Source organism: Kineosporia sp. A_224 (assembly GCF_002198655.1).
Classification (GTDB): domain Bacteria; phylum Actinomycetota; class Actinomycetes; order Actinomycetales; family Kineosporiaceae; genus R-H-3.
In genome coordinates this window covers 73963-86542 of record NZ_MWLN01000218.1, presented here as the reverse complement: position 1 = coordinate 86542, position 12580 = coordinate 73963, and the positions used below count along the sequence as shown (strand labels likewise).

Annotated in this window: 13 protein-coding genes; 1 reads left to right on the top strand and 12 read right to left on the bottom strand. The window is 77.0% G+C overall.

The annotated features are described in order from the left end of the window. Positions 1–97: 97 nt before the first annotated feature. The 9 genes from tsaD to alr all read right to left on the bottom strand — a co-directional run bounded on the left by tsaD (position 98) and on the right by alr (position 8240). A complete protein-coding gene (gene tsaD, locus EDJALFJO_RS28420; protein WP_088289693.1) occupies positions 98–1153 on the bottom strand; it encodes a tRNA (adenosine(37)-N6)-threonylcarbamoyltransferase complex transferase subunit TsaD in 1056 nt (351 codons plus the stop codon). Then, complete coding sequence (locus EDJALFJO_RS28415) at positions 1150–1791, bottom strand: DUF4328 domain-containing protein (RefSeq protein WP_088289692.1); 642 nt, start codon at positions 1789–1791, stop codon at positions 1150–1152. Before EDJALFJO_RS28415 ends, tsaD begins: the two co-directional genes overlap by 4 nt. A gap of 7 nt (positions 1792–1798) precedes the next feature. Then, the gene (locus EDJALFJO_RS28410; RefSeq protein WP_143448838.1) at positions 1799–2629 is read right to left on the bottom strand and encodes a DUF4328 domain-containing protein; all 831 of its coding nucleotides are present in this window, start codon (positions 2627–2629) and stop codon (positions 1799–1801) included. Between the two features lie 51 nt (positions 2630–2680). Continuing rightward, positions 2681–3673, bottom strand: a complete 993-nt coding sequence (locus tag EDJALFJO_RS28405) for a hypothetical protein (RefSeq protein WP_233150090.1) — start codon at positions 3671–3673, stop codon at positions 2681–2683. A 160-nt stretch (positions 3674–3833) separates the two neighbouring features. Beyond that, complete coding sequence (gene rimI, locus EDJALFJO_RS28400) at positions 3834–4304, bottom strand: ribosomal protein S18-alanine N-acetyltransferase (protein WP_088289689.1); 471 nt, start codon at positions 4302–4304, stop codon at positions 3834–3836. Then, complete coding sequence (gene tsaB / locus EDJALFJO_RS28395) at positions 4301–5023, bottom strand: tRNA (adenosine(37)-N6)-threonylcarbamoyltransferase complex dimerization subunit type 1 TsaB (RefSeq protein WP_088289688.1); 723 nt, start codon at positions 5021–5023, stop codon at positions 4301–4303. The genes rimI and tsaB overlap by 4 nt, the downstream gene beginning before the upstream one ends. A 6-nt stretch (positions 5024–5029) precedes the next feature. Next, a complete protein-coding gene (gene tsaE / locus EDJALFJO_RS28390) occupies positions 5030–5611 on the bottom strand; it encodes a tRNA (adenosine(37)-N6)-threonylcarbamoyltransferase complex ATPase subunit type 1 TsaE (RefSeq protein WP_233150089.1) in 582 nt (193 codons plus the stop codon). Between the two features lie 77 nt (positions 5612–5688). Then, entirely contained in the window at positions 5689–6957 is a 1269-nt protein-coding gene (locus EDJALFJO_RS28385) for an alpha/beta fold hydrolase (protein WP_088289687.1), read from the bottom strand. Further along, positions 6957–8240 carry an alanine racemase gene (gene alr, locus EDJALFJO_RS28380; protein WP_088289686.1) on the bottom strand — a complete coding sequence of 428 codons (1284 nt, stop codon included), beginning with the start codon at positions 8238–8240 and terminating at the stop codon, positions 6957–6959. The genes EDJALFJO_RS28385 and alr overlap by 1 nt, the downstream gene beginning before the upstream one ends. A 109-nt stretch (positions 8241–8349) precedes the next feature. On the opposite strand from alr, the gene EDJALFJO_RS28375 reads away from it, so the two are divergent. Continuing rightward, positions 8350–8658: a hypothetical protein gene (locus EDJALFJO_RS28375; RefSeq protein ID WP_143448836.1), complete on the top strand. Its 309-nt coding sequence runs from the start codon at positions 8350–8352 to the stop codon at positions 8656–8658. Positions 8659–8722: 64 nt separating this feature from the next. On the opposite strand, the gene EDJALFJO_RS28370 is transcribed toward EDJALFJO_RS28375, so the two are convergent. Genes EDJALFJO_RS28370 through glmS form a run of 3 tightly spaced genes read right to left on the bottom strand, consistent with a single transcriptional unit; the run spans position 8723 to position 12459 of the window. After that, the gene (locus EDJALFJO_RS28370) at positions 8723–10225 is read right to left on the bottom strand and encodes a bifunctional ADP-dependent NAD(P)H-hydrate dehydratase/NAD(P)H-hydrate epimerase (RefSeq protein ID WP_088289684.1); all 1503 of its coding nucleotides are present in this window, start codon (positions 10223–10225) and stop codon (positions 8723–8725) included. A 1-nt stretch (position 10226) separates the two neighbouring features. Continuing rightward, a complete protein-coding gene (locus EDJALFJO_RS28365; protein WP_088289683.1) occupies positions 10227–10583 on the bottom strand; it encodes a holo-ACP synthase in 357 nt (118 codons plus the stop codon). Positions 10584–10599: 16 nt separating this feature from the next. After that, on the bottom strand, positions 10600–12459 hold the full coding sequence (gene glmS, locus EDJALFJO_RS28360) for a glutamine--fructose-6-phosphate transaminase (isomerizing) (RefSeq protein ID WP_088289682.1): 1860 nt from the start codon (positions 12457–12459) through the stop codon (positions 10600–10602). Positions 12460–12580 lie beyond the last annotated feature (121 nt).

Sequence of the window (12580 nt, the reverse complement as noted above, 5' to 3'; positions counted from 1 at the left end):
GCTGTGCACCGACAACGGGGCGATGGTCGCCGCGCTCGGCTCGCTCATGGTCGCCGCCGAGCAGCAGGACGCCGAGGGCCAGGGTCACGGCGGCCGGTCAGGCCTGGACGAGCGTGACGGGCATCGACGAGTCGGCCGGCAGGTCGAGCGCGGACGGCGGGCGGCCGGCGGCGACCATGAGCGAGCCGAGCGCGGCGACCATCGCCCCGTTGTCGGTGCACAGCCCGGGCCGCGGGACCCGCAGGGTGATCCCGGCGTCCGCGCAGCGCTCCGCGGCCATCGCCCGCAGCCGTGAGTTCGCGGCGACCCCGCCGCCGACGAGCAGGGTGTCGACGCCGTTCTCCCGGCAGGCGAGCACCGCCTTGCGGGTGAGCACGTCGACGACGGCCTCCTGGAAGCTCGCCGCGACGTCCGCCACCGGCACCGGCTCACCGCTCGCCTCGCGCCTCTCGACCCACCGCGCCACGGCGGTCTTGAGGCCGGAGAAGGAGAAGTCGTAGCGGTGGTCGGCCATGTCGTGCGCCGCGGTGAGCCCGCGCGGGAACGCGATCGTGGCCGGGCCGCCGTCGCGGGCGACCCGGTCGACGTGCGGGCCGCCCGGGAACGGCAGCCCGAGCAGCCGCGCGACCTTGTCGAAGGCCTCCCCCGCCGCGTCGTCGATCGTCCGGCCGAGCGGCCGGACGTCACCGGTGACGTCGGGGACGAGCAGCAGCGAGGAGTGCCCGCCGGAGACGAGCAGCGCCATCGACGGCGACGGCAGCGGACCGTGCTCGAGGGTGTCGACGGCGACGTGCGCGGCGAGGTGGTTCACGCCGTACAGCGGGACGCCGAGGGCGAGCGCGAGCGCCTTCGCCGCGGCGACCCCGACCGTGAGCGCCCCGGCGAGCCCGGGACCGGACGTCACCGCGACGGCGTCGAGGTCGGCGAGGCGCACCCCGGCCTGCGTGCACGCCCGCTCGAGGGTCGGCACCATCGCCTCGAGATGGGCCCGGCTCGCGACCTCGGGGACGACACCGCCGAACCGGGCGTGCTCGTCGACGGACGTCGCGACCGCGTCGACGAGGAGCTCACCGCCGTGCACGATCCCGACGCCGGTCTCGTCGCACGAGGTCTCGATGCCGAGGACGAGCGGGCGCTCGGTACGGGCGGTCACTCCTGAAGGCTAGTGCGCCACCCGGGGCTCAGCGGCGGCCCGTCGTGCGCCGCGGTGGCCGACCGGACGACGGCGGCCCAGAGCACGAACGCCACCGTCGTCCCCACGGCGGTCCACAGGCGCTCGTCAGCGGTCAGGGGAGCCTGCCTCGAGGCGCCGCCGAAGATGAAGAACAGCACCAGCCAGGCGGCCCACCACCATCCGGTGCGCCGCTTCGCGGCGCGCCCCGGCAGCCGGCTCAGCGCCGTCCAGGCGTCGTCGACGACCTGCTTGGGGAACCACAGCTGGACGATCGGCACGACCCAGCCGAGCGAGGCCCACACGGGCGAGCGGCGTGCGCTCCCCGGCGCGGCCACCTCCGCGGCGTCGCGCAGCCGGCCCAGCCAGACGCTCGCCGCGACCCAGGACGCCACGAGCGTCACCGCCATCGCGGTCTCGTGGTCGTAGCCGTCGACCCACCGGACCCAGGCGATCGCCGTCCACGCCGCTGCCAGCCCGAGGACCACGCTCGAGAGCGGCCGCAGCGGGCGCCGCGCCCTGGCGACGTCGTCCGCACCGACGGCGAACATCGCGTCCCACCGCATCACCGCCGGGTCGGCCGGCCCGTCCGGCGTGCCCCGCTGCGGGACCTCGCTCATCGAGGCCTCACACGCCCTGGTGGCCGGACGTCCCCGCGGCGCGCGACACCGGCGCGGGCAGCGCCCGGAAGTACGGGGTCCACGGCCCGGCGTCGTGGGCCGCGGAGACCCCGCGGACGACCCGGACCCACATGACGAACGCGCCGGTGAGGAACAGCGCCGCGAACACCCGCCAGCCGGGCGCGAAGCCGGAGACCTCGGAGGTCCCCCCGGATGCGGACCGGCTCGCGAACGACGTGAGCGCCGAGGTCACCGACGCCGCGATCCACCAGAACCACCATCCCCCGGTGGCCCGCGCCGTGGAGCGCCCCGGCTGCGAGGCAGCGACCCGCCACACGTCGTCGACGATCTGCTTGGGGAACCACAGGCTGACGAACGGGACCCACCAGGACAGCCAGGTCCACGCGATGCTGCGCCGCATGAGGCGTGGCGCCACGGCGGACGCGGTCTGGTAGACCCGCATGAGCCACATCGCCGCGAACCCGTACGCCACCAGCTGGGCGACGGTCTGCACGAGCGTGATCACGCCGAGCGCCACGGTCGCGGCGCCGAGGACGCCGTCCTCGAACTCGTTCTGCGCCGCGAAGGCCACGATCGCGGCCGCCCACACCGTGAGCCCGTAGAGCCCGGACACCGCGAGCACGGCGACGGCGAGCCCGTTCACCGACCGCGGCAGGAAAGCGCCGTCGGCCGTCGGCTGCGTGACGACCGGGGCGTCGGACGGCGGGCCTGCGGTCGCGGGCCCCGGCGGCGGGACCTCGGGCCGGCCGGGCTCCCCCGCGGGCTCGCCTCCCGGTTCGCCCCACGGTGCGGCCCACTGCGGCGGTTCCTGGCTCACTGCTGCCTCCCCGGGGGACCCGTCGTCGCGGATCCGTCGACGGCCAGCGGATCATGCCGGTCCGACGCGCCCGGTGTACACCTGGATCCGCGGGGCCTCGGCCGGCCGGTCCGGCGTCCACTCGTCGCGCGGCCGCTCCCAGGCGCGGGTCAGGCCCTCGAGCACCCCGAACCAGGCCCGCAGCGCGTAGCAGAGGACGACGAACGAGGCGAGGGCGAGCCCGGCCCACCACCCGCCGAGCCCCGGGCCGAGCGTCCCGACGGCCCCGGCCGCCGTCCGCAGCACGGCGGCGACGAGGACGAGGGTCCACCAGGTGCGGACCTTCGGCTGCATGTACCGGGCCCGGCCGCGCGCACCGACCGCCCAGACGTCCTTGACGAGGCCGGGCGGCAGGACGATCGAGACGATCGGCAGCACCCAGGTGCCCCACGCGAGCCACACCGGGTACGGCACCGCCGAGGCGTCGACGGTGCGGGCCGCCGTGAGGGCGCGGTGCAGCCACAGCGAGGTCGCCACCCAGACCGCCGGCAGGAGCAGCACGAACAGGAGCAGCAGGCCGAGCACCGCGGCGTACGACCAGGCTCCCGCGGTCTCGCCGCTCCAGGAGTACCGGGCGCGGACGGCGACGTCCAGGCCGAGCAGCAGGCCGTGCAGGACGACGAGCCCGAGCGACCCGAGCGCCGCCCAGCGGGCCGGGCCGGCCAGCCGCGGCACCGGGTGGGCACGCGCGAACGCCGGCACGAGGTGCCCGGGGACGGCGACCGGCGCCCCGGGGACGACCGAGCGCGCGACCGGCTCGTAGGCCGCGTACGGCGCCAGGCCGGCGAGCGCGGCGCGCGGCGGTACGGGCGCGGCCCAGACGACCGGCGCGGGCCCGCCGAACTGCGGGCCGGGCAGCGGCTGTGCCGTCGGCGCGAAGGTCTGCCCGGGCGGCAGCGGCACCTCGGCGGGGGGCCCGGCGGGCGGCGCCCAGGCCTGCGTCCCCGGCGCGGCCGCCAGCGGCACGTCGTACGGTTCGCTCCCCCACGGGCGCGGCATGGTCATCCCTCCGGTCGCGACCGGGACGGCGGCCGCGTTCACCCAGCGTGCCCGCCCGGGCGCCCCGGGAGCACGGATGCGGGCGCAGGTCACCCGGCTGCGCACGCACGGTCACCCGCGAGGGCCAGACGTTCACCCGGACGGCGGACCGCCCGGCGACACACCGTCAGACGAGCGGCAGCAGCGGCCGCAGCCGCATGACCCAGGCGTCGATGTCACCGGGCTGGTAGTACCGGCGGCGGACGGCGATCCGGTCGAAGCCGTGCCGCTCGTAGAGCGCGATCGCCGGGGCGTTGTCGGCCCGGACCTCGAGGAGCAGGGACGTCGCCCCGGCCGCCCGGGCCCGCTCGACGAGCGCCTCGAGCAGCGTGCCGCCGAGCCCGCGGCCCTGCGCGGCGGGCGCGACGGCGATGGTCTGGACGTCGGCGTCCGCGGAGACGGTCATGACGCCGGCGTAGCCGAGCAGGTCGCCGGCCGGCCCCTCGGCGACGAGGTAGGTCCGGGTGTCCGGGTGCGCGAGCTCGGACCAGAACGCCTCCGCGGTCCAGGCCGTCGCTCCGAAGAGGGTCTGCTCGAGGGCGTGCACGGCGGCGACGTCCCACCAGCGCATCGGCCGCAGCCGGACGTCCTCGTTCATCGTCCGCCCGCCGGGAGCACGCGCTTGCGGACGCCGGGGGCGACGGCGTCCGGGCGGCGCAGGTAGAGCGGCTCCGGTGCGACGAGCACCGCCCGGTCGGCCGGGTCGGCGCCCGCGGCGAGCCCGCGGACGGCGAGCGTCGCGAGCGCACCGGCCGCGACGTCGAGCGGCCCGGTGCCACCGGGCAGCGCGTCGGGGTAGAGCGCCGCGCCACGGCCGACGACCCGGCGGCCGGCGACGTCGACGGCGGTCGCCGGGCCGACGTGCGGCCCGTCGAGCCGGACGACCCGCCACGTGTGCGCCCCCGGCCCGAGGTCGACGCGCTCCGCGTCGTACGTCGCCCAGTGCACCTCGCGCCGCCGGGCGTCGGTGACGGCCACGAGGCCGCCCGCCGTGTCGCCGAGCGTCGCGGCCTCGAACGCGAGCGCGTCGAGCGAGCAGATGCCGACGACGTCGATGCCGAGCGCGTGCCCGAGCACCCGCGCGGTGACGAGCCCGACCCGCAGTCCGGTGAACGGGCCGGGGCCGACGCCGACCGCGACGGTCGTCAGGTCACGCCGGTCGGCGCCCGCGTCGGCGAGCACCGCCTCGACGAGCGGTGCGAGGTGCTCGGCGTGCCCGCGGGCCCGCGGCTCGGAGCGCTCGGCCCGGACGGCCGTGCCGTCGTGCACCGCCGCCGTCACCGCGGCGCCGGAGGTGTCGAGCGCGAGGACGAGCACCGGCGGTCAGCCCGCCGGGAGGACGACGTCGCGCCAGCGGCTGCCGTGGCCGACGATCTCGACGAGCCGCGGCTCGTCCCCGTCGGACGGCGCCCGGTCGGCGGCGAGGTCCGGGTCGGCGTCGGCGAGCCCGCCGGCCTCGTCCCCGCGCCGGCGCAGCAGGCGCACCTCGAGCCGGTCCGCGGCGAGCTCCTCCACGAGGCCCTCGCCCCATTCGACGACCGTGACCGACTCCCCGAGCGTCGCGTCGAGGTCGAGGTCGTCGACCTCCTCGAGCGAGGCGAGCCGGTAGGCGTCGACGTGCACGAGCGAGGGCCCGTCGGCCAGCGGGGGGTGCACGCGCGCGATGACGAAGGTCGGGCTCGTCACGTCGCCGCGGACCTTCAGGCCCCGCCCGATGCCCTGGGTGAGCGTCGTCTTGCCCGCGCCGAGGTCGCCGGAGAGGACGACGAGGTCGCCCGGGCGCAGCAGCTCGGCGAGCGCCCGGCCCAGGTCGCGCATCGTCTCCGCGGAGGGCACCTCGGCGCGCGAGGAGCCGACGGCCGTCTCCTCACGGGTGGACGTATCGGCCCGGTGGGCGCCGCTCACTGCTTCTCCCTCGTGCGTCACTGACTGCTCGCCGGGCGGACGCGCCGTCGCGTCCTGCCCGGGTGTCGGCTCTCGGGTCACGCGGAGAGCCCCCCGGCGTCCCGTCGTCTGCGGCGTCGCCGCAACGGCATGACCGTGCGACGCGCCCGCGTACCGTATCGCCTTCCGGCGGGCCCGGCGTGCGCCCGCAGCGCCCGGTCGACGAGCTCGGCGAGGTGCCCGTTGACGATCTGCGGGTGCTCGAGCATGAGCAGGTGGCCGGAGTCCTTGACGACGACGTGCTCGGCGCCGGGGAGGCGGCGCACGATCTCCTCGCTGTGCTCGGCGGGCGTGAGCAGGTCGGAGTCGCCGACGATGACGAGCACCTCGAGCCCGTCGAGCGTCGCGAGCGCCGCGCGCTTGTCGTGGGTGGAGAACGTCGGCAGGTAGTCGCTGATGACCTCGAGCCGGGTCGCGGCGATCATGTGCGCGGTGAACCGGACGAGCGCGTCGCTCACCGGCGAGGCGTAGGAGTAGCGCCGCACGAGGACGGCCTCGAGGTCGCTGCCGAGCCGGCGGCCGCGCTCGACGAGCCGCGGCGTCCGGGTCAGGGTCTTGATCGCGCCGGGCGCGAGCCGCTGGACGAGCCGACCGAAGCCGGGGAGCCCGAAGTCGACCTCGCCGAGCCCGCCGGCGCTCGTCGAGACGAGGGCGACACCGAGCACCCGGTCACGGAAGAGGTCGGGCCGCTTCTCGGCGAGGCTCATGACGGTCATGCCGCCCATCGAGTGCCCGACGAGGACGAGCGGCCCGGTCGGTGCGACCGCCGCGAGCACCGCCTCGAGGTCGCGCCCGACCTGGTCGATCGTCGCCGAGCCCTCGGGCCCGGTGCCGGAGCGGCCGTGGCCGCGCTGGTCCCACAGGACGAGCCGGTGCAGGCCGCGCAGCGCCTTGCGCTGGAAGTGCCAGGAGTCCATCGAGAGCGCGTAGCCGTGGCTGAGGACGACGGTGAGCGGCTCACCGCCGCCCGGGCCGGTCGCGTCGGCGGCGGTGCGGTCGTCGCGCCCGCGGCCGGCGGCCTTGGCCGCGGCGGGCGAGGTGTCGTCGGCGGCGGCCGGACGGCGGAAGTCGGCGACCTCGTCGACCTCGACGTGCAGCGCGGTCCCGTCGTTCGCCCGGACGACGCGGGCCCCGTGGTGCAGCCCGCCGTAGTCCTCGGTGTCGTCGTCCTCGCGGCGCGGCAGCAGCGGCCGGCCGACGGCGACCCGCTCGGCGGCCAGGCCGAGCGCGGCCCCGACCCCGGCGGCCGCGAGGCCGACCCCGAGCGACAGCAGGCCGACCCGGGCCGCCCGCGACTCCTCGGCCATCAGGACGGCGCTCCCGCCGTGCCGGCGGCGCCCACGTGGACCTTCGGCACCCGCAGGCCGAGCCGGGTGATGATCTCGTACGAGATCGTGCCGGCGGCGTCCGCCCAGTCCTGCGCGGTCGGCGCGGCCGGGCCGCCGGGGGCGGCGCCGAGCGCCGGGTCCCCGAAGAGCACCGCGACGTCGCCGGGCGCGACACCGGCGGTGTTCGCGGCGTCGTGCAGGTCGAGGACGACCTGGTCCATGCAGACCCGGCCGGCGATCGTCTGCCGGGTGCCGCGCAGGAGCACCGGGCCGCGGGACCCGGCGTGCCGCGGGACGCCGTCCGCGTACCCGAGCGGCACGAGCGCAACGGTCGTGTCGGCGTCCGTCGTGTACTCGTGCCCGTAGGAGACCCCCGACCCGGCCGGCACCGCCTTGACGCTCGCGACCCGGCCGAGCAGGGCCATGGCGGGCCGCAGCCCGAGGTCGCCGGGCGAGGCCAGGTCGGGCACGGGCGACAGCCCGTAGACGGCCACCCCCGGCCGGACGAGGTCGAACGCGGCCCGCGGGTTCGTCACGGTCGCCGCGGAGTTCGCGAGGTGGCGCACCTCGAGCCGGGCCCCGCGGCGCTCGGCGAGCGCGACGGCGTCGCGGAAGACCTCGGTCTGCGAGCGCACCGTCGGGTGCTCGGGCGCGTCGGCCCAGGCGTAGTGGCTCATGATCCCGACGAGCCGGACGGCGCCCTCGGCCTCGGCGCGGAGCACGGCGTCGAGCAGGTCGGGCAGGTCGGCCGGGGTGACGCCGTTGCGGGACAGCCCGGTGTCGACCTTGAGGTGGACCCGGGCCGTCGTGCCGGTCGCGCGGGCGGCCGCGACGACCTCGTCGAGCACCCACGCCGCGGTGACGCCGATGTCGATCCCGGCGCGGACGGCGTCCGCGAAGGCGTCCCCGGGCACGGTGAGCCAGGCGAGCAGCGGGGCGGTCACGCCGGCCGCGCGCAGCGCGAGCCCCTCCGAGAGCTGGGCGACCCCGAGCCACGCGGCCCCGCCGGCGACCGCGGCCCGGGCCGCGGGCACGAGCCCGTGGCCGTAGGCGTCGGCCTTGACGACGGCCATCACCCCGGCGGCGCCGGCCCGGGCGTCGAGCGCGGCGACGTTCGCGGCGATCGCGTCGAGGTCGACGACGGCGCACGCGGGCAGCCCCGCCGGCAGCAGGTCGGCGGGGTCGGCGGTCGCGAAGACCCCGCCGGGACCGGTCGCAGGGACCGTGGCCGCGGCGGCGGGCGCGAGAGGCGTGCTCGTCATCGCTGATCAGTCTCTCACCGGGAGCCGACACGCGACCGGCCAGGCGTCCCCAGCGGCGATTGTGACGTCGACCGCCCGCGCCACCGGTGCGTCACCCTACGATCCGCGCATGAGCGCACTGTGGGTCGGCACCCGCTCGGTACTCCGCGTCATGGCCACCCGTCGCATCACGTGCCGGGTCTGCGAGAAGCCGATGGCCTACCGGGTGCTCGAACGCGCGACGACGATCGCCGTCGTCGTCCCGCTCTTCACCCCCAGGCGGAGCTACCACCTCGGCTGCACGCTCTGCGAGTCGTTCTTCGACATCACCGAGGACGACGCGCGGTGGCTCGCGGACCCGGCGAACGACCTGTCCGGCTACGAGCCGCGGTCCTCCGCCATCGGCGCCCCCGCGTCACGCCAGAGCTACTGGCACTGAGGCCGGCCGGCCGCCCCCGCCGGTTCTGCGGTCGATCCTCCGGCACCGAGCAGGCGGATCCACCTCAGAACGGCATGCCTTGGCCCAGCAGGTCCGCGACGGTCGCCGGCACCGCCTCGGCGACCGCGCCCGCGGTGACCGGGCCCCCGCCGCTCGCGCGTGCCGCGGCCCGGCCGTGGACCAGGGCGGCGACCGGGCCGGCGTCGAACGGGTCGAGGCCGGCGGCGAGCAGGGTGCCGGCGATCCCGGCGAGGACGTCGCCCGCGCCGGCCGTCGCGAGCCAGCCCGGGGCGTCGGCCTGGCTGCGCAGCCGGCCGTCCGGGGTCGCGACGAGGGTCGTCGAGCCCTTGAGCAGGACCGTCGCGCCGGTGAGCGCGGCGGCCCGGACGACGTGCGCGGCCGGCCGGGCCTCGACGTCCTCCCGGGGCGGCGCGGTCCCGCCGAGCGCGCCGAGCAGCCGGGCGAGCTCGCCGGCGTGCGGGGTGAGCAGCACCTGCGGCCCGAGGGCGCCGGTCGTCGCGGGCACGAGCGCGAGCGCACCGGCGTCGACGACGCACGGCTCGCCGGAGGCCAGGGCCCGCTCGGCGGCGGCCCGCTGACCGTCGCGCACGTCGGGGTCCACACCGGGCCCGAGCACCCACGCCTGCACCCGGCCCGCGCCGACGACAGCCTCCGGGTGGTGCAGCCGGACGTGCTCGGCGGCGTGCTCCGGCCCGACGTACCGGACCATCCCCGCACCGGCCCGCAGCGCCCCGGCGACGGCGAGCACCGCGGCACCGGGGTACGCGGCCGAGCCCGCGACGACGCCGACGACGCCGCGGCGGTACTTGTCGGCCCCGGCGCCGGGCACCGGCCAGCGCGCCGCGGCGTCCGCGCCGGAGAGCCGCTCGACGGCGGCGGACGGCGGCAGCAGCGGTCCGAGCCCGATGTCGACCTCGACGACCCGCCCCGCGGCCCGGGACGCGGGCGGCAGGAGCAGGCACGGCTTGGCGGCGCCGAACGTCACCGTGACGTCGGCGTGCACGTGCGGGGCGGGGGTCTCGCCGCTGTCCGGGTCGACACCGCTCGGCAGGTCGACGGCGACGACGGCCGGGCCGCCGTCCGCCGCGGCGCGCAGCCCGGCGACGAGCCCGGCGGCCGGCTCCCGCAGGCCCGGCGAGCCGCCGAGCCCGACGAGCCCGTCGACGACGAGGTGCGCCCGCCCGAGCAGCCGGACGGCGTCCGCGCGCCCCGCGGGGTCGCGCGCGTCGAGCGCGGTGCCACCGGCGGCCCGCAGCGCCGCGAGCCCTTCGACGTGGACGGCGGCGCCGCAGAGCACGGCGTCGACCCGCGCCCCGCGCCTGGCCAGCCGCTCCCCCGCCCACAGCGCGTCGCCGCCGTTGTTGCCGGCCCCGACGAGTAGTGCGACGCGGCGTCCGCTCACCCCGCCCGCGGCGTCCCGGAGCACCCCGGCGCAGACGGCGGCGAGCCCCGCCGCGGCCCGCTGCATGAGCGCGCCGTCCGGCACCTGGCCCAGGCGCACCGCCTCGGCCGCCCGGACGTCCGCGACCCGCCACGCCCGCAGCACGTCAGCTGTCCCGCTCCGCGACGACGACCGCGCTCGCGATGCCCGCGTCGTGCGACATCGACACGTGGAACCGGGTCACCCCGAGCACCTGCGCGCGGGCGGCGACCGTGCCGGTCACCTCCATCGCGGGCGCCCCGTGCGGGTCCTTGACGACCCAGGCGTCGAGCCAGCTCATCCCGGGCGGGGCCCCGAGCGACTTCGCGATCGCCTCCTTGGCCGCGAACCGGGCGGCGAGGCTGGCCAGCGGCAGGTCGCGCTCGGCGGGGGTGAAGAGCCGGTCGCGCAGCCGGGGCGTGCGCTCGAGCTCGGCGCCGAACCGGGCGACGTCGACGACGTCGATGCCGACACCGACGATCACTGCGTCACCCGCACGCTCACTCGACCGTGACGGACTTCGCCAGGTTGCGCGGCTGGTCGACGTCGAGGCCCTTGGCCGTCGCGAGCTCGCACGCGAAGACCTGCAGCGGGACGACGGTGACGAGCGGCGCGAGCAGCGTCGGCGTCTGCGGCACCCGGATCACCTCGGAGGCGAACTGGAGCACCTCGTCGTCGCCCTCCTCGGCGATGACGATCGTGCGCGCCCCGCGGGCGTTGATCTCCTGGATGTTCGAGACGACCTTGCTGTGCAGGGAGTCCCGCCCGCGCGGCGACGGCACGATGACGAAGACCGGCTGCCCGGCCTCGATGAGCGCGATCGGGCCGTGCTTGAGCTCGCCGGCCGCGAAGCCCTCGGCGTGGATGTACGCGAGCTCCTTGAGCTTGAGCGCACCCTCCATCGCGACCGGGTAGCCGACGTGCCGGCCGAGGAAGAGCACGGACCGGGTGTCCGCCATCCAGCGCGCCATCTGGCGCACCTGGTCGAGGTTGTCGAGGACCTTGGCGATCTTGTCGGGCATCGCCTTGAGCTGGCCGAGGATCTCGCCGATCTCGTCGGCGAACTTGTTGCCGCGCAGCTGGGCGAGGTAGAGCCCGAGCAGGTAGCACGCGGTGATCTGGGCGAGGAACGCCTTCGTCGAGGCGACCGCGATCTCCGGCCCGGCGTGGGTGTAGAGCGCGGCGTCGGACTCGCGCGGGATCGTCGAGCCGCGGGTGTTGCAGACCGCGATGACCCGGGCACCCTGCTCGCGCGCGTGCCGCACGGCCATGATCGTGTCCATCGTCTCGCCGGACTGCGAGATCGCGACGACGAGGGTCTTCTCGTTGACGACCGGGTCCCGGTAGCGGAACTCGTGCGCGAGCTCGACCTCGACGGGGATCCGGCACCAGTGCTCGATCGCGTACTTCGCGACCTGCCCGGCGTAGGCGGCCGTCCCGCAGGCGACGACGACGATCTTGTCGATCCGCCGCAGCACGACCTCGTCGATGTGGAGCTCGTCGAGGGTCAGCCGGCCGGCGGCGTCGGTGCGGCCGAGGAGGGTGTCGGCGACCGCGTGCGGCTGCTCGTTGATCTCCTTGGCCATGAACGACGGGTACCCGGCCTTCTCGGCGGCGGCGGCGTCCCAGTCGACGCTGAACCGGCGCCCCTGGACCGGGTTGCCGGCGAAGTCGGTGATCGCCACCGAGTCCGCGGTGATCGTGACGATCTCGTCCTGGCCGAGCTCGATCGCCTCGCGGGTGTGGCCGATGAACGCCGCGACGTCGGAGCCGAGGTAGTTGGCGCCCTCGCCGACCCCGACGACGAGCGGGGAGTTGCGGCGCGCGCCGACGACGACGCCCGGGGCGTCAGCGGCGACGGCGAGCAGGGTGAACGCGCCCTCGAGCCGGCCGGCGACGTCCTGCATCGCGGCCGTGAGGTCGCCGGTGCGGTCGTAGGCGGCGGCGAGCAGGTGCGCGGCGACCTCGGTGTCGGTCTGGCTCGCGAACTCGACGCCCTCGGCGGTCAGCGCGGCCTTGAGGCTCGCGAAGTTCTCGATGATCCCGTTGTGGATCACCGCGACCCGGCCCCCGCCGCCGAGGTGCGGGTGGGCGTTCTCGTCGGTCGGGCCGCCGTGGGTCGCCCAGCGGGTGTGGCCGATGCCGGTCGTCGTCGCCGGGGGCCGGTGCTCGGCGAGCGCCTCCTCGAGCCGGGCGAGCTTGCCGGAGCGCTTGACCATGACCAGGCCGCCGTCGGACTGCAGGGCGACCCCGGCCGAGTCGTACCCCCGGTACTCGAGCCGCCGGAGCCCTTCGAGGACCACCTCGAGGGCGTCGAGCCCGGCGGCGGGCGTGCCCGCGTACCCCACGATTCCGCACATGGCGGCCAGCGTAGCCCGCAGGAGAGATCCCGCCGGTGGGCCGTCACCCCACGGGAGGACGACGTCCACAGCGGATCCACAGCCACGGGCGGATGCCCTCACGGCCGCAGCGGCGCACGCT